21 protein-coding genes and 1 pseudogene are annotated in these 23,751 nt (G+C 43.5%); 5 read left to right on the top strand and 17 right to left on the bottom strand.

Going from position 1 to position 23,751, the window contains the following annotated elements:
- Nucleotides 1-12: 12 nt before the first annotated feature.
- From C8R11_RS11465 to C8R11_RS11440, 6 genes are all read right to left on the bottom strand, one after another.
- The gene (locus tag C8R11_RS11465) at nt 13-1,155 is read right to left on the bottom strand and encodes a DUF1207 domain-containing protein (protein ID WP_244907647.1); all 1,143 of its coding nucleotides are present in this window, start codon (nt 1,153-1,155) and stop codon (nt 13-15) included.
- A gap of 496 nt (nt 1,156-1,651) precedes the next feature.
- Nucleotides 1,652-2,071, bottom strand: a complete 420-nt coding sequence (gene arfB, locus C8R11_RS11460; RefSeq protein WP_107795820.1) for an alternative ribosome rescue aminoacyl-tRNA hydrolase ArfB — start codon at nt 2,069-2,071, stop codon at nt 1,652-1,654.
- Between the two features lie 71 nt (nt 2,072-2,142).
- On the bottom strand, nt 2,143-3,699 hold the full coding sequence (locus C8R11_RS11455) for a patatin-like phospholipase family protein (RefSeq protein WP_107795819.1): 1,557 nt from the start codon (nt 3,697-3,699) through the stop codon (nt 2,143-2,145).
- 58 nt (nt 3,700-3,757) lie between these two features.
- Nucleotides 3,758-4,630 (bottom strand): acetoacetate decarboxylase family protein, encoded by an 873-nt coding sequence (locus C8R11_RS11450; protein WP_107795818.1) that lies wholly within the window; start codon nt 4,628-4,630, stop codon nt 3,758-3,760.
- Nucleotides 4,631-4,665: 35 nt separating this feature from the next.
- A complete protein-coding gene (locus C8R11_RS11445; RefSeq protein WP_107795817.1) occupies nt 4,666-5,715 on the bottom strand; it encodes an esterase/lipase family protein in 1,050 nt (349 codons plus the stop codon).
- 592 nt (nt 5,716-6,307) lie between these two features.
- Nucleotides 6,308-6,838 (bottom strand): hypothetical protein, encoded by a 531-nt coding sequence (locus C8R11_RS11440; protein ID WP_107795816.1) that lies wholly within the window; start codon nt 6,836-6,838, stop codon nt 6,308-6,310.
- A 418-nt stretch (nt 6,839-7,256) separates the two neighbouring features.
- On the opposite strand from C8R11_RS11440, the gene C8R11_RS11435 reads away from it, so the two are divergent.
- On the top strand, nt 7,257-7,610 hold the full coding sequence (locus C8R11_RS11435; protein ID WP_107795815.1) for a hypothetical protein: 354 nt from the start codon (nt 7,257-7,259) through the stop codon (nt 7,608-7,610).
- A 427-nt stretch (nt 7,611-8,037) separates the two neighbouring features.
- Here the strand turns inward: C8R11_RS11435 and C8R11_RS11430 are convergent, their stop codons facing one another.
- The 4 genes and pseudogenes from C8R11_RS11430 to C8R11_RS16760 all read right to left on the bottom strand — a co-directional run.
- Nucleotides 8,038-8,499 carry an ISAs1 family transposase gene (locus C8R11_RS11430; RefSeq protein WP_280523900.1) on the bottom strand — a complete coding sequence of 154 codons (462 nt, stop codon included), beginning with the start codon at nt 8,497-8,499 and terminating at the stop codon, nt 8,038-8,040.
- 212 nt (nt 8,500-8,711) lie between these two features.
- Entirely contained in the window at nt 8,712-8,918 is a 207-nt protein-coding gene (locus C8R11_RS16500) for a hypothetical protein (RefSeq protein ID WP_219908594.1), read from the bottom strand.
- Nucleotides 8,909-9,199, bottom strand: a complete 291-nt coding sequence (locus tag C8R11_RS16765; RefSeq protein WP_244907650.1) for a transposase family protein — start codon at nt 9,197-9,199, stop codon at nt 8,909-8,911. The genes C8R11_RS16500 and C8R11_RS16765 overlap by 10 nt, the downstream gene beginning before the upstream one ends.
- Nucleotides 9,200-9,367: 168 nt before the next feature.
- Nucleotides 9,368-9,658, bottom strand: a pseudogene (locus C8R11_RS16760) (Druantia anti-phage system protein DruA); the annotation flags it as partial.
- 509 nt (nt 9,659-10,167) lie between these two features.
- Here C8R11_RS16760 and C8R11_RS11420 point away from each other — a divergent pair.
- On the top strand, nt 10,168-10,449 hold the full coding sequence (locus tag C8R11_RS11420) for a DUF768 domain-containing protein (protein ID WP_107795838.1): 282 nt from the start codon (nt 10,168-10,170) through the stop codon (nt 10,447-10,449).
- Nucleotides 10,450-10,574: 125 nt separating this feature from the next.
- Here C8R11_RS11420 and C8R11_RS11415 read toward each other — a convergent pair whose 3' ends face one another.
- The 7 genes from C8R11_RS11415 to purB all read right to left on the bottom strand — a co-directional run bounded on the left by C8R11_RS11415 (nt 10,575) and on the right by purB (nt 18,313).
- The gene (locus C8R11_RS11415) at nt 10,575-10,838 is read right to left on the bottom strand and encodes a TfoX/Sxy family protein (protein ID WP_107795813.1); all 264 of its coding nucleotides are present in this window, start codon (nt 10,836-10,838) and stop codon (nt 10,575-10,577) included.
- Nucleotides 10,825-11,211, bottom strand: a complete 387-nt coding sequence (locus tag C8R11_RS11410) for a VOC family protein (protein ID WP_107795812.1) — start codon at nt 11,209-11,211, stop codon at nt 10,825-10,827. Before C8R11_RS11410 ends, C8R11_RS11415 begins: the two co-directional genes overlap by 14 nt.
- 65 nt (nt 11,212-11,276) lie before the next feature.
- Nucleotides 11,277-12,449 carry a tetratricopeptide repeat protein gene (locus C8R11_RS11405; RefSeq protein WP_107795811.1) on the bottom strand — a complete coding sequence of 391 codons (1,173 nt, stop codon included), beginning with the start codon at nt 12,447-12,449 and terminating at the stop codon, nt 11,277-11,279.
- 450 nt (nt 12,450-12,899) lie between these two features.
- Nucleotides 12,900-14,015 carry a molecular chaperone DnaJ gene (gene dnaJ, locus C8R11_RS11400; protein ID WP_107795810.1) on the bottom strand — a complete coding sequence of 372 codons (1,116 nt, stop codon included), beginning with the start codon at nt 14,013-14,015 and terminating at the stop codon, nt 12,900-12,902.
- 145 nt (nt 14,016-14,160) lie between these two features.
- Nucleotides 14,161-16,098 carry a molecular chaperone DnaK gene (dnaK, locus tag C8R11_RS11395; protein ID WP_107795809.1) on the bottom strand — a complete coding sequence of 646 codons (1,938 nt, stop codon included), beginning with the start codon at nt 16,096-16,098 and terminating at the stop codon, nt 14,161-14,163.
- 91 nt (nt 16,099-16,189) lie between these two features.
- On the bottom strand, nt 16,190-16,807 hold the full coding sequence (gene grpE / locus C8R11_RS11390; RefSeq protein WP_107795808.1) for a nucleotide exchange factor GrpE: 618 nt from the start codon (nt 16,805-16,807) through the stop codon (nt 16,190-16,192).
- A gap of 129 nt (nt 16,808-16,936) precedes the next feature.
- Complete coding sequence (gene purB, locus C8R11_RS11385) at nt 16,937-18,313, bottom strand: adenylosuccinate lyase (RefSeq protein WP_107795807.1); 1,377 nt, start codon at nt 18,311-18,313, stop codon at nt 16,937-16,939.
- 653 nt (nt 18,314-18,966) lie between these two features.
- Here purB and C8R11_RS11380 point away from each other — a divergent pair.
- From C8R11_RS11380 to C8R11_RS11370, 3 genes are all read left to right on the top strand, one after another.
- Entirely contained in the window at nt 18,967-20,040 is a 1,074-nt protein-coding gene (locus C8R11_RS11380; protein ID WP_107795806.1) for a response regulator transcription factor, read from the top strand.
- Nucleotides 20,041-20,411: 371 nt separating this feature from the next.
- Nucleotides 20,412-22,778 (top strand): Ig-like domain-containing protein, encoded by a 2,367-nt coding sequence (locus C8R11_RS11375; protein WP_107795805.1) that lies wholly within the window; start codon nt 20,412-20,414, stop codon nt 22,776-22,778.
- Nucleotides 22,779-23,002: 224 nt separating this feature from the next.
- Entirely contained in the window at nt 23,003-23,692 is a 690-nt protein-coding gene (locus C8R11_RS11370) for a fumarylacetoacetate hydrolase family protein (RefSeq protein ID WP_107795837.1), read from the top strand.
- Nucleotides 23,693-23,751 lie beyond the last annotated feature (59 nt).

The raw sequence follows: 23,751 nt of genomic DNA, 5'->3' as shown, positions 1-23,751 counted from the left end.
TAACAAGCCGATTCAATAATGGTAATGCGCTCCAATACCCAGATACTCGACTTTATCTATATAAAATTGACCTGTCGGCGAGTTGCCATTGAAATACTCCAACATAAATTGAAGCTTACGACCAAATGTTTGGAAATTTTCAAATTGAATCCCTGCTCTGGCTGAAACATCGGCGCTCCAATTGGTTTGTTCATAATTTTTGAGATCAACAGCCATGATTGGCCTAGCAGCGGCAAAATCAAAACGCCAAGGACTCCTCAACTCTACACCGTATTGAACTGACCAGGGTTTGAGTGTCGATGGTTCTTTGTGAAAAATGCCACCACCCCCCCCGTAAACACGGAATCCATGCGGTAACTCATATGAAAGTCTCAGATCGATCCCTTCATAGCTGAGGTTTATACGTTTCAGTTCTGTTTGTGTGCGCAACAGAAACTCGTCTCCCAAGTGTGAGCTTTGGTGATAAATACGTGAAAAAGCTGAAAATTTTCCTGCTCGCATACTGGCGTAAGCCGATGCAATAAAATCGCTGTTGATTAGATCGCTTGATTCCGCACCAAGATTAAAGTCGCTAAAGACAGCAGCTTGCAGTCCTGTTTCCCATTGTATGGTAGTTTGACCCAGATTCGCGCGATAAAAAGGAATGGTCTCACCAAAACTTACCGATCCATTATGATTCCCATCAAGATTGTTACCGACGTAATTGCGATAAGCAGCCGAAAAATGTGCCCAGCGCGGATCAGCGAGCAGCGGCTTAAATAAATGTCCTGTTGGCAGTAAACCTGTAGGAAAAAGTACCGGCCTCGTCGTCGCTAAGCTTGCAATTGTAGCTGTCTCATTTGATGCGGGAGAAATCGCTGGGTCCGTTGAAGCTGTTGCAGCTGGCTGGTCGGCAGCGCTCAGCATTTCGACTGCGATCACCCCGGGTATTTCTGACAATAGTTGTAGAATTTCAACCCGATTTTCAATTGTCAAATCTTCAACTGACACCGAAATAACACCCTCACTTACTACCAGCGAAGGAAGCTCAATCCCGAATTTACTTTTGAGCGATCCGGCAGCATAGCCCGCAACATAAACATCATCAGGCGACGCGGCAATGGAAGTGGCAGGTATCCAAAATAAAGCAACTGTTAACAAAACGAAGCGTCGCACAGCATGTCGTATGCTTCCACGTCGCTTTTGAACTGCCAAGGTGGAATGAGCAACCTTTTGATTGGACGTCAGTACCAAGCAGTTAACATAGGCTTGCCGCTTCACGTGCTTACATTTTTGCAGAAATTGAACATTTTCTAATTTACGCTTTTGCCTTGTGTAATACACGTGGTGGTTTTCAGTCACGTTCAATAACAGCATAAAAAAACACTTGTCGCTTGTAAAGGAATCAACATGCCGGAAGCAGGTAACATTTTTATAAAAATCGCGAGCAGCTCATCATTAAACAGGTCATTCTGATTTCACATTATATAAGTTTGTTTACACAAACGGCTAAGAATATTTCTGAATATCCGAATTAAAAACAATCCTCCGTTGCTATTAAATTAGCATAGCAACAGACGCAATTAGCTTAGTACTTAATGTACGTTCGCACCTCAACAGGGCAAGCCTGGATAAAACATCGTTACTTAACTTTAAAAATCAACTCACCAAATTATGATGATTCCTTAACCTTACCGCGTAACGATTTTTTTTGACTCTGAATCGCTTTATTTTCCAAGCGTTTCATCTTTGAAGCTTTTGTTGGTTTTGTAGGTTTACGAGAATTAACCGCGACAGTAACACGCTTGATAATCACAATTAGCCGATTCAGTGCATCTTCTTTATTTTTGATTTGGCTGTTATAGCGCTGCGCTTTTATGATGATAACGCCGTCTTTTGAGATTCGACTGTCTCTTAAATTCAATAATTTCTCTTTATATTCTTCCGGTAGGGACGAAGCTGTTATATCGAACCGCAAATGCACTGCAGTCGATACTTTATTTACATTTTGCCCACCCGATCCTTGCGAACGAATTGCCTGTATTTCAATCTCCGACAAGTGGATTGCTATATCATCTGTTACTATCAACATGTTTAGTTCAGTCAGAGAACTGGTTAGCACAACGCAATCAAACCTATGCGGGTCGCCTACATGATGCCCTGCTACTTGAGTCGCATCACATACGTATCCCAAAGTTCACCGATAAAGAAACGCCCGAATTTGGAGAGTGTCGTCAACTTGTCTGTTTCCAGCTGCGGATTGATAATATCCATACTGGAAATGAGGCTCAGCAATTCCTTGACACCCAGTGTCAGAATGCCCGCTCCGATAATTTCTCCCGATGCGTTCTGTCCTTTATATAAACGGGTATAAAGTGTTGTCGTATCATCCCATAGATCAAACATGGGATCATCCCGGACCTCTTTCCTGCCTGCCAGGTAGTAGCGCTGGTTGCTGTGCTCGAATCCCAGTTCATAAATCATGTATTTCATATCAGGCGCATCTGCGGGTGTAAATAAATTAAAAACACCATGATCTGCTGCCATATCTATACCGAGCGGCGCAAAATCGATACTACCAGTCAAATGACCCGGATGTTCGGGTTGCTCAACAAATTGATCGATATCATCAATGACTACTTCGACCCGAATAGTCAATTCGGTTCCGGCGCGATTGCCCTGTTTTTTGCCAGTTGCAGGATCGTTCGCGTCCAGAGAAAAACCGCCGGACATGGTTTCCTTAAAAAATATGCCGGGACTTTGCCGGGTCATTTGCAATATACTCGGATCAAGCGAAACACCCTGCAACGGCACGGATGCCAAGTAATTTTTAGCATCGCTTCTTCCCATCTCAATGAGGCGGGCATGAGTGATCTGCCCGGTATACAAAGCGGAATCCAATGGCAATGGATGCTCAGGCTTGATCAGATGCAATTTGATCGGCTGGTGGTGCCCGTATACTGCCTCGCCATTCTGGATACGCTGGTTGATTTCTGCAATTTGCAGTATCTCCTTGCCTAACGCACCGTTAGCGCTCATTTCCAGCATTTGCACGTAAAAGTTGAGCAGGCCGCTGCGGTATTGCGGAATATTACCCATGATCCAGATCAGCCACAATTCATTGGCGCCCGATTTGACGGCATCCAGAAGATTGGCATCCTGTATGAAACCGGAATCAAGGTAATTGACGCCATTGATTTCGACTGGCGGCAAGGTGCCCGGCAATGAAATACCAGCAATCAGAAAATCCTCCGTGATGTCCTGATGCCTGATCACCTCGTTCGTTTTGGTGCTGAAATTACACACATTAAATGTGGCCTGTATACCGTCGGCAGCCCTGATATTGTTAACATTGATGCCTAAACGTGGAAAAACTTTATTCCTGAATGCTTCCGCGCTTCCTGCCGCCACAAAGAAAGGATCACTGATATGTTCTTTCATTGCTCCAAACGAAACAGTGTCAATCATATTCAGGCTGCACCATCTATCACACATTTCATCCGTTTTCAAACCAGAGAGCAACATGGCCAGATTGAGCGATCCGCCGGAGGTACCGTCCATCAAATGAAACCTCAGATCATGTGAAAAAATTTCATCCATGACACCGGCAGCATACGATAAACGCAAACCACCACCAGGCAGAATCAAAGCACGTTTCATACCGGACGCTGTCTGTTCACCGACCGCCGCACCTTGTGGAATATGTACAGAACCAGACATGTTTAGCCTTTATAAAATAGATGGTTACACACTACGCGGCTTAGCCCAATGAAGAGCATCATTTCGGTGGAACGGGCGCATTGGGCGACGGAAGCCATTCCTCGCTCAAACCCAGATCAATCACTGATTCCATGCCTTCGGGTGTTTTCTCAGGCAACTGATCATAATCGAGAAACCAGCTTTCAATATGATCGTCCAGTATGCCATGAATACTCGGCAGATAAATCGCGGCAATGGCTTCACCGATTTCCAGGTCTTTCATAACTTGTAATCGTGGATGATCACCAATGACAAAGCGCGCTTTGTCTTTTCCAAACAAACGCACGCCAAATTTATTGTTAAGCAGAATATCTGATTTCATCAGCATACCGCGAAATGAACAGTAATTGGACGCACGAATCTTAAGCGGAATGAAATTTAATTTCGGTTTTTTGATTTCAACATAAGTAACCAGCTGTCCGTCCAGATCGTACTGACTGCTAACCAGATCATCGGTAATTTTAAAATCAAGCTGCCCCTGATGTTTGGGCATGCCCCAAATGCCTTTGCCGCCTTTTACGGATATTTCGGAAGAAACAGGCAAGTCGATCACATACTGCCCTGTCTTGAAAAGATTTGTAAATAAACCGGGCAGTAGCCTTGGAGCCGGTTTTGTACCATGTGTACAGGCAATTCCGATACTGTACTCAATGTATTTTCCAATGGGCGTTTCCCGGTAATCGATAACGGTGACCACCAGCAAACCGTTTTCCCATAAACGGAATGGTTGCACGCTTTTGGGTAGAAACGCTTTGGCTTTTTCAGCATTAATGGGAAAAACAGCCATGAGTGCAGGTGAATTAACAGCAGTCACCGGCAGCTTAAACGGAATGCCGTCTACGAGTGCGTATTTCCCGGTATATTGCTTGATGCGCCTGGGTATCATAAACATAACAACCCCCTTTTATCAAAAAAATGAATTCATCTCTATTGATCCAGTTCAGCAATCATGAGTGGATAAGTATCCTGAGCTGCATGCTTACCCATAAAGACATCCAAATGGCCATAATTCGGCAGCAAATGCAGCGTATGATAATCTTTCCGGATATTCGAAAAGTAGGCATGCGCCTTTTCCTGGCTCACCGGCAAAAAGCACAAGTTATTCTGTCCGGCAAAAAAAGCAAAACGGGCATTGGTTTTGGAACCCTCTTTGGCAAAATCTGCAGGTAATTCAGTAAATCCCTCGACTGAAATCAGATTACCACGCTTGATACAACTCAAAATCTGGTCAAAAAACCGGAGCGGCACCTCAGCAAATTCTTCCTTTAACCATTCGTGCGTTTCTTCGTTCAGATTTTCATGGCTCCAGAGCGCAGGGAAACCGGAACCATAAGTAAAACTGACCTGCTTGCATACGGCGTTATTACATTCATGATGCGTCAAATTAACCAGTAATGTAATCAATTTGGCACTGAAATTTGGCGCCTCGACACCCCAGTGCGGGTTGAGATAGCGGGTAAGCATCTTAACAACAGGCAACAGGTAATTGAGCTTGAAGGTGGACCACTTGGGAACAACGGGATTTAGAGAAACCGCGTTGCTGACAATCGTTGTGACTTCAGGCACCAGCCCGGCCATGGCGGACATGGTAAAACTGGTTGAACCCTGACAATGAATGACTGCCTTTAAGGTATCCGCGCCAGTTTCATTCAAGATGGTTTTAACAGCCTGTGGATGATCATAAACAGCGGCCTGATCCAAAGTCCAGAAGTTAGGTGGAAAATCAATGCTAGCACGCCAGTTCTCAAGCCAGACATCGTAACCAGCGGCGACCAGTGCATCAACAAAATCCTCCTGTACAGGCGCTCTGAAAATATTGGCGCGCACACCGGCACCATGCACCAATATCACCGGTCCCTTTTTAGGCGCAACTTCACCTCGAACATTGATCAAGTTGAGCTCCCTGCCATCACCAGCGGTGAATGGGACAATACGTTCAGGATAGTGCTTTTTAGTAGCTGATTCATTTGCTGCCATAAATCTCACCCCTTTAAAATGAAACGTTACAATTGTTTAACGATCACACAAAAAACAATTTCTGATAGCGTAATGCTGAGATGACACGGGCGTTTTTATAAACGATAATTTCAATTTTAACTAATTCACAGCATTTCGAAATATCCGCAAATCCTCAGGTAGTTCAAACAAGTATCTCATTTACGAGCCTCATTTAAAATTGTACCGCTTATCTCAGGGTTTCTGCACTTAATTTCGAGCTTGATTGAAACAGGGAATGTTTTTACCACCAAATTGCGGCAGGAAGGAAATGGTTGCTCAGTTGTAGAATTTCAATTTAACAGGTTGTTAATCTGAAGTATTCAAAAATATAATTGAAAGCAGTGACAATTTGCATCATTGAAGCGACCGCTCTTGGCCCAGGCTGTGCGAAAACTCGGATCGAAATAAAATTAATTCCCACGGCTTGTTAGAAATATCTTGAATATCTGTTTATATTTACTACTTTTCAAGCAAAAACGTAACAAATAAAAGCTGCATTTACCACAAAACTTTTAATAAAGGATTCTCACACAGTCTGGGCCAGAAGCCGACAATCAAATTTATTTTAATTTCAATTTTTAGACGATTGGAATGAAGATCCCTTGTTTATCTTTTTGAAAAAAGTAACATCTGGGTTAATACCCTTAATCGCGGCATGCATTTTGTTAACTCTATTACCGTAGTTCATAACTATTTCGTGAAATTCACCACTTTTCATCACTATTCCGCACGCCGCTATTCCTCGGCCAGCACGTGAATGTAATTCACGATATTCAAATCTTTCAATGTCAGAAATACTGACGTCAAATGACCATTGGGAAGAATCCGGATATCTTACGATAAACCTCTGCGGCGTAACGGCAGCCTCGTAGATTGCTGGATTATTAAGATGCCACCATGCTATATAAAACAGCACCAAGCTACAAAAGCTAAAAGAATAAATATAGATTGCACGGAAATTTTCCGATACTACTTGCCCAGAATAAATTTCATACACATAAAGCCCGGCAATATAGGCAAGGCAAGCCAGCCCCATCCGAATAAATAGTGTCGATCGCTTTTTGCGATTCATTTTGTAGTGATAGATGCGGTTGTTTTTCATAAATACTTTTACCCGTCTATAATTGCCCACTGCTTTTTGTCTCGATTTAAAGTCTCCTTTGAGTCGAAAGCGGTTAGTCAATTTTTTTCAATAAATATCCAGCAATCTGACCAAATAATATGTGACAGCCAGTACAGACATGATCTTCAGTTCTGTCTATCGCGTTATTTAGGATGATACACAGACAAACGAAACCACTTTGTTGCTTTTAATGCCAAAATATGAAAGATATACGGAAATTATATAATTACTTGCTAGCTGTCGATAAAAATGAACAAACTAATCGCATTAGAAGTAAAAAAATCCGGTGAAGAACCATTCGTCTCCAGAGGACAAAATCTTCCAATAAATTTATTGTCCTTCTGGCATCAGGCAAGAATGGGATTCCTACGATCTAATCACCACAGAAGGAGTAAAGGTGGAGGTTAAGTCATCCGCCTATATCCAAAGTTGGATGCAGAGCAAATATTCAAGCATCCAATTTAGCATTCGTCCTACTTATGGATGGGAGGCGGCTACAAATGAGTATTCTTCTGATAAAATCCGCCAATCTGATGTATATGTATTCTGTCTCTTAAAACACAAAGACCAGACAACAATCAACCCGCTGAATTTAGAGCAATGGCAATTCTACGTCATCGCCACCAAAAAACTAAATGACTCCATTGGGCCACACAAAAGCCTCTCGCTGTCTAGACTTAAGCAGTTAAATCCGATAGAAGTACATTACGAAGCCATTAGCGATGCCATCAAGAAATCTATGGTCATTTGACAGTTAACAGAGTGCTTCAACAGACTACTATGGTCGCTATTACTGACTCCGAACGCGGTGAGTACTGACATTAAAAGTTTGTTTTACACTTTCTTAATGTTCGGGTCGCTTTCGGCCAACTGCGGAAGTTGGGTACACTTGAAAATCACCATTTAGATTCTGCTTAGCCCATGATTTCCACACTCGCGAGCGACCCTATCATCGACAGCGCATAAAGAGGTCAACGGGCAGCTTGCGTCTTTCGATTTAACCAAGCACCCGGATAAGACTTTTATAGGACGTATCGAGAGGGGCTTCGGCTTTCTTGGCTATCATTTCAGCCGGACAGGATTATCCATTGCAATAATGACAATAGAAAGATTCGTCGAGCGTGCAACCCGGCTTTATGAGCAAGAGCAATATGGGTCTAGGGCGCGGCAAATTTGTTCTAACGCGGCTTTGCCGAATTTTTGGTCATTATTAAATAGTCGAACACCATACGGATATTCATGGTTAGCTTTCTCATTGTCTCAGAGACGCCTTTTAAACTTGTTGCTTTGATAACTCCAACAACAAAACGCCGCAGACGTGTAATATTTTTAGGGCCATGCCCGGTACGAATTCGGCACCTGTCTTCATCAAAGCACCAGTCTAGAATGTAATGGCAGCTATTTTCAATGCACCAATGCTCCCGGTTTATCTCCAAGATTTTTTCTGCAGAGGCATCAAAGTCAGCTTGGCTGGTAATACCGTATACCAACTCTCGTGAGACCTTTTTTGTTTTCTTATCAATTGATTCACGTTCAATGGCAAATACTTGTTCGACATAGGGGAAGTCTAAATAGTCATTGAGTTTGCTGGTCACCCATATTTTACGGGTTTCTATACGCCCGTGCCCATAGTTGTTTATCGCGGCATCAGGTGCCTGACGAGATATTTAAAGTAATACTGCAGATCTTCATGTAGCCTGGGTTGATTGGCTTTGACGGTGAAATGATAGTGCGCCTGCTTGTTTTCTACCAGATAACGGGCTAATTGACGTTGCGTAAGCAGTGCGTCTGCGGTAATTACGACACCATCAATATCAAGCGGCTCAAGTAGCGGAGTAGCTATTTTGATTTTTCATTGGTTTGTTTGGCAACTGTGCAGCCGTTTGCGCAGAGCTTCCCGACTTTTTTGGGTGTAACAGTTAAGTGTTTCGTGACCAATAGCGCTCATCCTGTGAACTTGCTTGCCCTCGTTGTCTATCGCACTACGCATGGTTTTGCCATCTATCGCCAGACTTTCATCGGCAGCACTGTATTGCTCGCTCCAGTATCTTAATGCCATCTTAATGCCTGGTCCAGCGCATCAGGCTCAACTCTGATCAACGTATCGCGAATAATGTATTCACTGGGTGCATGATAACGTTCCTGTTTGTAGTAACACTGGAAGCGGGCGCGAGCATCCTGACCGAGTGATTGCGCCCATTCGGCAATACCTTTATAACCCACCCGGCCACAGAGAATAGCGCCCGTGACAATGGCCAATATCGTTTCTAATCGATGGCGCCTACCCTGTGTACGACGCGGATCATGGATGGATTTAAATAAAGTGGGTAGTGCGCTCATTTGACTCGCTGTTAGCATGAGCTTTGGTATTCCACATTGATAGACTGGGTTTAAATACGATTGAGACAGTAAGCGCTGTGCATTGCGTTGCAGCGCATAAACAAAAACCAATTTAGGCGAAGCGTTGGGTTGGTAACCTTGGGCGCTAGCGCGACGAAACCCTTTGGTGCTACCCAATATGATCCAGTTGGCCGCTCTGTAAATAGTGCCATGAAAGTGTTGTGGATCGACGAAGGTTTCGAGTAACAGCAGCGGGTGATGGAGGTGTCGCATCCAATCGGTTTGGAGCCTTCTCTGGCACAGCGATAAAATACGAGTTGCCGCATTTGGAGTGTGCCATTGCGGTAGAATCAAAAACCGGCTGTTATTGGTGACCAAATTTAAACGATTAAATTGATGACGATAGCGCCAGCCACTCCATTCGTCGCGTGGAGCGCATTTTAAGGCCGCAGATGAAAAGCTAAGTAGCGCAACCCATTACGTACGTCAGATGGCAACATAATGCAGTGTTTCGCCAACTGGAAAGGCAGACCCAAAGTAATGATGGTTCTGCATAAGTTTGTGGTAGTGTGCGTGTTCTTGGCGAGTAACAAGGCGAACGACAATTTCTTTAAGCTGCAAGGACTGATCTCAATCGGGTTTTATTGAGGCTCCTTTATATCAATGTTTCCTGAAAATGTTCGGCATTATATTGGTTATGCCCATTGTTATTGGCTTGCGGGGCTAGAACGAATTGACCCTGACTAAAATACCTAGCAAACACAAAACGAACAACATTGATGCTACAATCATAGTAAGTGGTTCTTGTATGGTTGGATTTTCCAATCCATAAAATAATACTGCACCACAGTATTGAATACTTCAATACTATGAAGTATTCTTGTATTTACTTGGACCGAAATATCGGTTGGATTATAGTGGCCCGGGAAACCGGCCCAGACTACAATGCAGGAGACAGGTGGGCGATCATGAGCATGCGATTCAATAAGTGGGCATCGAACTGGATCGAGGAAAACATCCCTCCCGGCGCCAATACTGACATCGAGACCTTCGAAGCGCGGGCAAAGCGGCTGATGAATGAAATGTACGCCGAGGCGACCGCGGTCAATTTCAGTGATTTCGAGATCAAAGAAGAGTGGTCGCGCATTGCGCCCCTAGTTCTGGCTGCGGTTTCGGACACCACCGAATTCGACGTCGATGCATATGAGCTAAAAACACTACTGGCGAATGAGAATGAAGACGGCGACTGAGACCCGCCATACAACTCACTCATATACTATATCACATTCTCTCATTTGAGCACTTCCAAACTCATTTCACGCACGACATAACGTCAAAGATCACCGGCGCCGAAGGCGTCCGGTGCATCGCCTTGTTAGCTGATTTGTGCCTTGATCTGCTGTTTTTTGTACTCACCGATTTCATCCCAATGTTCGTCAGTCACAGCCCCTTCAAATGAATACAGGTAGTAACAAAACGGTAATGTCTCATTCGGATACCTCTCCTTGATCATGCGATGTGCGCCAACAGAACCAACTCGCTTTAAATCGTATTCTGAAAATATCCCGACTTCATTCAACCGACCGGCAATTTTCTTGCCGATATTTCTGAGGTCTATGAGGCTCCTATTCCGAGACATAATCTCTCTGATATTCTTCGGTCGGTTCAAAAGACTGAACAATGTCCAAATAAATCCCGTTCGGGTCTTGGATGTAGCAGTGGCGTTGACCCCAATCCTCGGACCGCAACTCAAGTACGATGTTGAGTGATTTAGATTTTGCTACTGCGAAAGCGGTATCTGCGTCTTCCACTTCCAAGGTGAAAATAACACCTTCACCAATGTATGGTGTTTGTAAGGAATACCGACGAATATACAGACTTATATCAGAAACTCCCGTCAAAGCAGTGCTCTCAGACAAGAAGCCTAGGGTTTTAGACGGCTTGAACTTGAGTTCACCAGATGCCATCAATAAGTCAGGTAACAAACCCTGAGCGGACGTTGCCATATTCATACCTCAACTTCCGAGTTGGGTCGTAAGCAGGCAGTGGAAAGGTTATCCATTTTCCACGCTCTCCATTATTTTGATACATCTGATTCATCTTCCAGGCCCTGAATATCTGACTGCAATTGCTGGTAATTTGCACGGACTCCACTTGTATTAGGGTGGTTTTCTCCTAAAACTTTCTCAAAAATCTTTAACGCCTGATCAAGGTAGTCATGGGATTTTTTATAGTCACCCAGCGCATGCCAGGCCCCAGCCAGATTATTGTAGTAAGTCGCCACTTGGAGATGATGTTCTCCGTAGGTTTTAATGTCGCTGGTCAGCGCCTGTTCCAAGTAGACAATGGCCTTTTTATACTCACCCAGTGCAAACCAGGCCATTCCCAGATTATTACGGTCAACCGCCACATCAGGATGATGTTCCCCGTAGGTTTTAATGTCACTGGCTAGTGCTTGCTCATAATAGCCAATGGCTTTTTGATACTCACCCAGGGCATCCCAGACTGTACCCAAATTATTGCGGCTAATCGCCACATCGGCATGATCTTCCCCATATGTTTTGAGAGAATTATCAAGCACCTGCTCGTAATACGTGATTGTTTTTTCATACTCGCCCAGCGTATACGCCAGATCCGCCAGGTCTGACAGGTAATCAATCCTGTCAGGTACTAATTGCACGGCCCGCTGACACAACGTGAATGCCTGGCGATAACGTATCTCATCCCTGGCGATCTGACACCGCTGATAGTTTGCTGCGGCTGTAACGTTATTAACGCCTGCTGATTGAGATTCCATTTGGTGTAATAATCGCTCGACCTGCTGGGTGTCGCCGCCGGCCAATGCTTGCTGGGCTTGATTCAGTAATTCATCAGATACCTGCGCCCGGATTGACTCCAACTGCGCAATGCGCTTTCTTAAATCATCGATGTGCGCCTGGTAGCTTTGTCTGGTGTCCTGCAATTGGCTTTGGATGGCATACAACTGAGCTTCTAGGTGTCGTTGATCATTCACATGCGCTTTGATATAGCGTATTTCCACTTCTTTTTCCCGGCGTTTCAGTCCTGCTTCGTATTGTTGCAGGGTAAGCCCAATACGCACGTCGCCAGCACCCGTGTGCACAACACCGGCAAAGACTTTGCCGACAGTCTGCTCAGTGTCATCACCCGGCATCACACTATGACACAGCGGGCTAACGATGCCTAATGAGATCAGAATGCTATGGCTCAGCAGGCTGCGTAATCGTGACATTGCCTTCTCCCGTATGAATAACACTGCGTAACATCATTGTCGATCAGTTATTTGAGGGCATCGTCCGTTATGATGCCTGATTGATCGTTGATCCATAACAAACACCGGCCCTGCCAGACCAATAAGTCATGCCAATACAGCAATGAGACCAGGATCAGATTGAATGGAAATGAATTTCCAAAGCTTGTCAGATCAAGTTTTAAGCTGCAACAGCTTTAACAATCATATTAGAAACCGGAATGCCCATACCGCACGAAATTCAACAGAACTCCGGCGGCAATTTAACGGCAACTAAAAAACGTTCTCGAGACAAATGACACAAGGCATAATAGACTAAGAGACAAAGCTTATGTTCATAATAAATGAGCATTTTGAGTCTAGTCTAACACCGCATCGGCAACACAGATAGTTTTGCAACGAGTCTGCCAGACACTATTTTCAAGCATGCTTCTATTCTGAAAAGAACTCACGCGCCTTATCCATCCATGATTTTGCACGGGGACTGTGGCGGGAGCCATCTTTCTGGCTGATAACTTCAAGTTCTTCAAGTAATTCTGTCTGGCGTGCGGTCAATTTTACGGGAGTCTCTACAATCACATGGCACAGCAAATCACCCTTGCTATTACTGCGGACACCTTTTATGCCCTTGCCGCGCAAACGGAAAATTTTACCTGTCTGCGTTTCTGACGGCACTTTGATTTTAGCGTGCCCTTCCAGGGTCGGCACTTCGATCTCACCACCCAATGCCGCAGTGGTAAAACTGATCGGTATTTCACAATGCAAATGATCGCCATCGCGATGAAAAACAGAATGTGACGCCAAATGGATCACAACATAAAGATCTCCCGGCGGACCGCCGCTCGTCCCTGCCTCTCCTTCTCCGGCAATGCGGATGCGATCGCCATCATCAACACCCATGGGAATTTTTACATTCAGTGTTTTATGTCGTTTCACACGTCCCGCGCCATGACATGTGCCACATGGATCGGTAATAACCTTGCCATTGCCATGACATTTCGGGCAGGTTTGTTGAATCGAGAAAAAACCCTGCTGCATTCTGACCTGACCATGACCATGACAGGTTGGACAGGTTTGAGGCTTGCTACCCGGTTTACTGCCATCACCATGGCAGGTATCACATTGATCCATCGTAGGGATACGAATTTTTGTCTCGGTTCCATGAGCGGCCTGTTCCAGTGAAATCTCCAGACTGTAACGCAGGTCCGAGCCTCTGTGCACATTCGATCGGCCACCACGCCCGCCAAAAATATCACCAAAAATATCACCAAACGCATCGGCAAATCCCTGGGCGCCACCCGCTCCAGCGCCTGCTGCACTCGCATCCACACCGGCATGACCGAATTGATCATAGGCAGCACGTTTATTAGGATCGGATAATACTTCGTAAGCTTCCTTAGCTTCCTTGAACAATTCTTCTGATTGAGAATTACCCGAATTCCGATCGGGGTGATGCTTCATCGCCAACTTACGATAGGCTTTTTTAATTGTACTGTCATCGGCATCACGATTGAGGCCGAGTATTTCATAATAATCGCGCTTAGCCATTTTTAATTCCTGCAAACATATATGAAATCTGTTATTAACATTTCTCTGAGTTCGTTAATATTGAGAGAAAATACCAAAACGCAGAGCACGAAAAAAGAGATAACACTCTTTTTTCGTGCTCTGCGTCTGGCAGATTTAACAGTATTTATTTTTTATCTTTAACTTCTTCGAATTCGGCATCTACCACTTCGCCTTCCACAGATTTCTCGTTATCTTTTGGGGAAGATGCGCCAGCACCAGGCTGGGCCTGCTGTGATTGCTGATCCTGATTTTGATACATCTTTTCAGCCAGTTTATGCGAAGCTTCAGTCAACGCTTGCGTTTTTGCATCAATCTCTTCCTTGTTGTCTGATTTCAACGCTTCTTCAGCATCTTTCAAAGCCGTCTCGATTTTGGATTTCTCTTCTTCATCCAATTGATCGCCATGTTCATTCAGCGATTTTTTCACAGAATGAATAATTGCATCGCACTGGTTACGGCTGGAAACCAGTTCCAGGATTTTGTGGTCCTCTTCCGCATGCGCTTCCGCATCTTTTACCATGCGTTCGACTTCTTCATCCGACAACCCTGAACTGGCCTGGATTTTTATCTTGCTTTCCTTACCTGTTGCCTTATCTTTTGCCGAAACATGCAAAATACCATTGGCGTCAATATCAAATGCCACCTCTATTTGCGGCATTCCACGTGGCGCCGGTGGAATATCAGTTAAATTGAATTGTCCGAGACTCTTATTACCGGAGGCCATTTCGCGCTCACCTTGCAAAACATGAATGGTCACAGCAGTCTGATTTTCCTCGGCTGTAGAAAAAACTTGTTGCGCCTTGGTCGGAATAGTCGTATTTTTTGGAATCAGTTTAGTCATGACCCCACCCAGTGTTTCGATACCCAGTGACAATGGCGTGACATCGAGCAGCAGCACATCCTTGACATCACCTTGCAGCACACCGCCTTGGATGGCAGCACCCACCGCAACCGCTTCATCAGGATTAACGTCTTTACGCGGTTCTTTGCCAAAGATATCCTTTACTTTTGCCTGAACTTTAGGCATACGACTTTGCCCGCCAACCAGGATCACATCGTCTATCTCTGAAGCGGACACGCCTGCATCTTTCATCGCGATTCGGCATGGTTCAACCGTGCGCTCTATTAATTCTTCGACCAGACTCTCGAGTTTAGCGCGTGTAATTTTGATCGCCATATGTTTCGGACCACTCGCATCCGCTGTAATATAGGGCAAATTGACTTCAGTTTGCTGGCTGGAAGAAAGCTCAATTTTGGTTTTTTCCGCGGCATCCTTCAGACGCTGCAGCGCCAGCATGTCCTGTCTCAGATCAATACCATTTTCTTTCTTGAACTCTTCAACCAGATATTCAATAACGCGTGAATCAAAATCCTCACCACCGAGAAAGGTATCGCCATTGGTTGCCAGCACTTCAAATTGATGTTCGCCTTCAACTTCAGCAATTTCAATAATAGAAATATCAAAAGTACCACCACCCAGATCATAAACAGCAATTTTACGATCGCCTTCTTTCTTATCCATACCAAAAGCCAATGCAGCAGCTGTCGGCTCGTTGATAATGCGCTTGACTTCCAGACCGGCTATTTTTCCTGCGTCCTTCGTTGCCTGGCGCTGGGAATCATTAAAATAGGCCGGAACGGTAATCACTGCTTCGGTGATTGGCTCACCCAAATAGTCTTCTGCAGTTTTTTTCATTTTTTTGAGCACCTGCGCAGAAACCTCGGGTGGTGCAATTTTTTTATCCCGTACTTCGACCCAAGCATCGCCGTTGCCTGCCTTCATAATCTTATAAGGCACCATTTTGATATCTTTTTGTACCATATCCTCATCAAAACGGCGGCCGATAAGCCGTTTTACCGCAAATAATGTATTTTTTGGATTGGTCACAGCCTGACGTTTAGCTGACGCGCCTACCAAAATCTCATTGTCTTCTGTGTAGGCAACAATCGAAGGTGTTGTGCGCGTACCTTCCGAATTTTCAATCACCTTGGACTTGCCATTCTCCATAACTGCCACACAAGAGTTAGTCGTACCCAAGTCGATGCCGATAATTTTTGCCATGTTTAGATCCTTTTAAATTAAATACTGTCTATGAATTAATCAGATAAGTGGAGATATATTGTCAAATTTCAAGCTAATTTCCAGTTTGAATTCAGCCTTCTTTTGCTTTTGAAACCATCACAAGCGCTGGCCGAATAACCCGGTCATGCAACTTGTAGCCTTTTTGCATAACCTGTACGACAGTATTGGGTTCAAGTTCCGAATCAACGGTGCACATTGCCTGGTGTTGATGCGGGTCAAATTTCTCACCTGCTGGATCAATCACTGTAATATTAAATTTATCGAAAACAGTTGTTAACTGCTTCTGCGTCAACTCCATGCCGTTCTTGAAATTCTCTACGCTGGCATTTTCAACTGCCAATGCGGCCTCTAGGCTATCCATAACCGTCAGAAGCTCAGTAGAAAAATTTTCAACAGCGTATTTGTGTGCATTGGTGACATCTGTTTGGGCACGCTTACGAATATTTTCAGTCTCAGCTTTTGCGCGTACCCATGCGTCATGATGTTCGGCCGCCTTAAGTTCGGCATCTTTCAATAATTGTTGCAGATCAGGCTCGAATTCTTGCTGCGGTTCCTGGTCCACTTCAGTCTGCTCGCCTGACTGCTCAGCATTTGTACCCACTGTCCCTGATGCATCATCTTTTGTATTGTTCAACAGTTCTTCAGGTTCACCGGGTTGCGTATCTTGCGGATTCTGTGAATTTTGCATCGTTCCTCCTAATGATCATCAGGGGGTTATTGGGACAGTTCTTATAATTTCAAGTAGTTTGAAAAATATTTTATGAACCAATCCAAGTAAAACATTACATTTAGCTGTTTTTAAATATAAATTTACAAGCTAAATTTTAATTCTGCGCGCAAGTTCAATGGCTTTACCAATATAGTTTTGCGGTGTCATTGCCAGCAATCTATTTTTTTCAGCTTCGGGTATGCTCAGGCCACGAATAAACTGATGGAGTACTGCCTGAGTGATGCTGCTTTTACCGCGCGTTAATGTTTTTAATTGTTCATATGGATTAGGCACACCATAACGACGCATGACTGTCTGGATCGGTTCAGCCAGCACCTCCCAGGCATTATTTAAATCAAGTGACATTTGCTCTGGATTCGCTTCCAGTTTATTAAGCCCTTTGAGGCAGGAATCAAAGGCCAGCAAAGTATGTCCCAGCGCGACGCCCATGTTACGCAATACAGTCGAATCCGTTAAATCACGCTGCCAGCGCGAAACAGGCAATTTCTCACTTAAATGCCGTAATAGCGCATTGGCAATGCCCAAATTACCTTCCGCGTTTTCAAAATCAATCGGATTAACCTTATGCGGCATTGTTGAAGAGCCCACCTCTCCTGACTGCGTTTTTTGTTTGAAATACCCTAATGAAATATACCCCCAGATATCGCGGTTCAAATCCAGCAAAACAGTGTTAATACGTGCATATGCATCAAAGAGTTCGGCAATTGTGTCATGCGGCTCTATCTGTGTGGTGTAGGGATTGAATGTCAATCCGAGCAATTCAACAAAAGACTGTGCAAAATTTTCCCAATCCAGTTCCGGGTATGCGGACAAATGTGCATTGTAATTACCTACAGCACCATTAATCTTACCCATTATCGCTACTCCTACAAGTTGTTTTCTGCCGCGTTGCAGGCGATAAGTCAAATTAGCGACTTCTTTGCCGAGCGTCGTAGGTGTTGCCGGCTGACCATGTGTGCGCGAAAGCATCGGCAAATCGGCCAACAGATGCGCCAGCTCGACCAATTTAGCAATTATTTTGTCCAGTGCGGGTAACATGACCTGATCAAGGCTCATTTTAAGCATCAGACCATGCGACAGATTGTTGATATCCTCTGATGTACACGCAAAATGAATAAATTCAGTCGCTTCAGTTACTTCACTATTATCAGCCAGTGTCTGTTTTAACCAGTATTCGACAGCTTTGACATCATGGTTGGTGATAGCTTCAATGGACTTGATGGTTTCTGCATCAGTGACCGAAAAACCTGCAACAAGACCATCCAGCCGGACATCAGTTTCATTTGAGAATGGAGGAATTTCGGTAACTCTCGACTCATTACTCAGCGCTTTTAGCCATGCAACCTCTACTTGAACGCGAAAACGTATCAGCGCAAACTCGCTAAAAAAAGGCTGCAGAGCTGCTACTTTCTGTTGATATCTGCCATCCAATGGCGACAAAGCAGTGATAGGGGATGAACTCATGGCATTCTCAATTCCGGTAAAACGAGCAAACTTAGCATCTTAACATCTCGGATACGTATAATAAGTGCAATTTTCTGAGTTAAGTGGCCAGTTGTTATAGTTGTCCGCTCAAGGAAAATACCAAATGAGAAATAAAACACTGCTGATCGCACATGAATGTGCTGGTTATAAACTGTCAGCGGCTCTGTTGCTAAAATGGTGTTAGCCAGAGTGAATCGACCCGACTTTTTCGAAGACTTTGTTGTTTGAGCAGACTACATCAGCTGACTCATCCGATTGACAATAATATGCCATTTCAAATTCCGCCGTACTTCAAGCGCACCAGGGCATAAAGGAATTCTTGCTAGGGTTATATCTGCGGGAAATTTCAACGAGACGCCCAAAGACCTTTTAGGGCCGGATGCACCGGAATTGTCAGCTAACATGATGCCGTTTAGCAGGCAGGGAATCTGATTCTCAACAGTGGAATCGCTGTGATCTGAGTGACAAGTGGCAATCAAGAATTATAATATCATGATAATAAATAGAGTTATTTGCGCTAATATTTGTAAACTTAGTGATCTGTGATATATAGATTATCCGTGGACGACGCTAATTATTTTTGAACCTGCCCGTCTTTTGGATTGGCAAATGAGCAGAGATTCTTGATCGACATGCTATCAATCAATGACAAAGATTATCAAGCCTTATCCCTGATTAACAATACACTCGTTAATTGTAATACACGAGCAGAATTAAATCAGCTTTTAAAAATCACAGTTATTCCATTTTTAAATTGCAGCGGCGCCTTTTATGTGCGGATGAAAGAAGCATACAATTCGCTGGAGTTGTTGGATAGTATTAATCTCTCACTATTATGTCAGTTTAATTGGCAAAATTTTCTCAAAATTGTCATGCAGACAAAGATATTAAAATATAGTGCCATAGACAGTACCCACCTCCAGATACCCATAAATGTTTTTCAGAGTACTGACCCAAATTTCCAGTATTGTTCTACAATTAAATCCTGCTACCCAGACAATCTGCACTACACCATTGCAGCTTTATTTGGCAAAGGTAGATCTGAATCAATAATCGGTCTCTATTTTTGCAATCTGCAGCCTCAACACCTTCACTATAATTCGCGAGATTTCAAATTATTGCAACTATTGCGTCCTGTGTTATTACAGACTATTAAAACCATCCTGGCTAATGAAAAATGTAGTTATTTTCAGCAAATAATAAAACAAACGCCTGATTATAATGAACCATTTGCAGTTGTCCGTCTGGATGGAACCTTAGTACATAAGAATCAGGCCTTTGATCAGATCATCACGCAGAAAAATTGCATATACTTGCCGACAATACTGTCACAAATAAATATTAAAGTATTACATAATGTTAATGTGGAATCGCATCATTTTCAGTCGCAAATTGGCCGACGCATATACAACATAACATTAAAGCTAATCAAGGAAAGCAAAGACGTTAACAAAAGTAAACTCTTATATTTTTTACGGTTCTCAAGAATTACTAACCATAAAAAGCAAATTCTTCGTAAATTGACTGAAGCTGGATTAACTCAACGTGAATTGGAAATCGCCGCGCTCATCCTTAAGGGCAACACTGCCCGCGCTATCTCTGAAGAAATCAACCTGAGCTATCACACCATCCGCAACCATATTAGAAACATCTACAGCAAAATGGGCGTCTCGAATCGAATTGAAATGTTGAATTGGACTGAGTGAACAGCGCGTAACACTTTCACTGCTATCTTTATTTATACAATCCTGATCCATTGAATTCCAAATGTTAAAAATGATTCCTTTGAGTCATTTTTTTTAGTTGCTCGCCGTGTAAAAATACACGATGAATGATCTGAGGTTTAGGTGAAGTAACGAAATTAAGATTATAGAAATGGCCAATAAACAATGTGATCATAATCTCCACATTCGGATATTTTCAACTATTTTAGATCGCATTATTTGTTTTTTTATGGTCGGTTCAGTAAGTATGTTCGCGACCGCAACTCAGTTATTCTACGTGCTCAAATTTCTTGTGACAGGTTCAACAATACGAATTGTGTAAGTTTATTAATTTTCTGAATTAGGAGAAACTTATGAATATAACGAATATTAATCGTCAAATTACCTTTACTATTGGCGATGTTTCAATCAATGTTGTTGAGAATGCTAACGCCTTAGATTTTACTGTTACAAGCCTGGGAGACGACGACCTTAGAGGATTGTTTTTTGATTTTAATAATACCGCAATTTTAAGTTCGCTTATTTTAGCCGGCGGGAACATTACCAATCAGGCTATCGAAGATGAAGGCGTCATCAACCTAAAACATGGCGTCAACCTGCAGGGAACGGGATTGATGTTCGATATTGGCATCGCTTTCGGGACGCCCGGAGCCGGCAAGGACATCATTCAACAGACCGAATTCACGCTTTCCTCTACTACAACTGCGCTTACGCTTGATGACATTGCCAATGTCGAATTTGGTGTTCGTACAACAAATGAAGGGGATAAACTTACTGCCATTGCACCAGCTGCACCGGATGCAATAAATGATAGCTATGACATCTTTGAAGACGGGCAAGCTGGATTGAACGCTCCGTCCAAGTCACCTGATGGCGTGATATTACAGGTATTGAAAAATGATACCGATGCTGATGGGGACACACTGACAATCAATTATGTCACTAACGCACTGCACGGTACTGTAATGATCGTTGACGGTGACGATGCTGATAACGAGATAGGTGATGCCATCCTTTACACTCCCGATGCAGACTACGCCGGGACTGACACATTCGGCTACGGGATCACTGACAATAATGGCGGGATCGATTTTGCAACAGTTAATGTTTCGATTGCAGCAGTTGCTGATATACCTTCGCTAACCATTAACACTTCTTCCACTGCCAATGTTAATGAAGTCATATTTACTGTTACAGCCACTCAGCAAGATGCCGATCTATCAGAGTTTATCGATCGAATTGAAGTCGACCTTCCAATTTCGGGAGCAACGATATCTCCGTTACAATCAACCTCTTCTGGTCTGCCTGACACTTATACTCAAGACTTTCTCCTAACCCTGCCCGAAAACGAGAGCGCGGAGTTTGATCTGGTTTTCAAAGCTGTTTCCAAGGAGAATGGCAACGGAGATGAAGAATCAGTTTCCGAAACTATTCATGTTGCTTCAACAAGCCAGACAATTACAGAAAATTCCAACTGGGAAAAATATTATTCATCACCTTTCTCATATGACTTCAACAAGTTTCGCGGAGCAACTACTAATGGCCTGAAGAAGGAAAAAAAAGAGGGAGCTGGTTTTACTGTAGGTGGTGAAGCTGATATTGATATCGGAATACAGGAGGATTTTGACTTTGACGCTGGCACCCTCAGACTGCGGGTAAATCGTGATACAACGGTTGATACGTTTTATAACAGCCTGACAGACACACTTAAGATCGATACTTCATCAGTAATCAATTATGATGACTGGATTCTGCTTGATCCAGTCACGGTTGTTGAGCTGTCGGCTATATTCGATTTTTATGCAGATGCTTTTGCTTCTGTTAATCCAGGCGGGGTAATAGGTAATCTTGGCACAATCAGGTTGTCTGACATCAGTAATAAACTTTCTACAATGAATAACCTTAATATTGATGCGCCGTTTGTCACCTTCAATAATGACACTGTTCCAGAAGGTGTTATTGACTTAACCGTCGCAAACCCTGCACTCCTAAATGACAAAGGCGAACTGCCTGCTTTTCTGGACTTTGTTTCTATTTTCTACGAAAAACCAGGGGACATCAGTGGCTGGTCCGGGAATCCTCATGACGTAGAGACCAGTAAGGTTGTTACTTATGACATTGATCTTGATGAGCTTATTTGGAATATGTTTGAACTGGCTGTTTTTCCATCACTTGTGAGTAAAGACGGAATTAAACTTGCACTTACCCAACTTGCGTTTGACCTAAACTTAAATCCATTTAATTTTGAAGTGTCAATCCCTGGAACCGGGTTATTTCTAGATGCCGAGATGGCAGATTTTGACATTGTAGTTGACTACGACCTCACAAGGACAACAGACTTCGACCTTGATGAATTGGCTGGGAAAATTATCTTCGAAGATGGATCTTCGTTCAGTTTCGTGGCTGGCGATACGCTGACTTTTGCAAATGCTTCAGCCATCGATCTGAATAATAATGGAATTGTAGAATACAATCTTGAGCTTGACCAGACAGGAACAATCGACCATAAAGCTGAGTTTAGTCAGGATCACTCTATTGCAGTCGAGGCGCTAGACATCAGAGGTGGTTACGACGGTATACTTGGAAAATGGGTAGGGTCTACTACGCCCCTTCCGCTTATCGATGAGACCTTTAAGTCAGTGCACTATAATCTTTTTGATGGTACTTTGCCATTTGAACTAGCTACAGATCAATTCTCTTTATCTGCACAGCTGGCATAGTGCGTTAACACGTTAGAATGCACCAACTTAAGAGGGAACATCAATCATAAGTTGACGTACTGGAATAGACGCTCCTCTCTCGTTAGTGGTCACTGCACCACTACGTTGGCGCTTTGATGCCGTTTAGTTTAGTGGATGTCCATTCCATAACGTCAGATCATGCAGGTCGCTTTCGCAATAATATAACTATAAGACATCATTATAAAAATCCCAAAAACACTATCATGCACCATCCTGATACAAATTATCGACACCTTTTTGCAAATGGATTGTCTGTACCCTGGCCCGCAGGAAAAGCGGTATGTGTAGGGCGTAATTATTCGGATCACATTGTCGAACTAAATAATGATGTTCCTAATGAGCCTATACTTTTTATTAAGCCGACAACAGCCATGGTGTCTTTTTCTGGTTTTATTAAATTGGCCAGGCGCTTTGGTATTCATCATTACGAAACCGAAATGACACTGCTAATAGGAAAGAAACTTCAGTGCTGCAACGAAAAAGAAGCGCGAGACGCCATTGCCGGAGTGGGAGTTGGACTTGATCTCACACTTCGATCTTTGCAAAATAGTCTTAAAGCTAAAGGTCATCCCTGGGAGCGCGCAAAGGCGTTTGATGGAAGTTGCGTACTTTCCAGATTTGTCATATTGGATAACACCCTCGACCTGCAAAACATCAAACTATGTCTATGGCGTAATGATGAACTTGTACAGAATACCAATACTGGTCAAATGCTTTTTCCCGTACTGACTTTGTTGTGTGATATTAGCCGCACTTTTACTCTGATGCCTGGTGATATAGTGATGACAGGAACACCCAGAGGTGTAGGCGAACTTCTTGTAGGTGACAAACTCAAAGCCGAACTAGATTCATTGATAACAGAAGAAACAATCGTCATCAACGATGACGAATGATTTAAATCTGCCTGATTTATTCCATTGAGCGTATCCCATCAACTGACTATTCTTCTTAA

It is taken from the genome of Nitrosomonas aestuarii (assembly GCF_003046585.1).
Taxonomy (GTDB): domain Bacteria; phylum Pseudomonadota; class Gammaproteobacteria; order Burkholderiales; family Nitrosomonadaceae; genus Nitrosomonas; species Nitrosomonas aestuarii.
The sequence above is the reverse complement of the archived record's forward strand: the minus strand, read 5'-3'. Positions and strand labels throughout refer to the sequence as shown.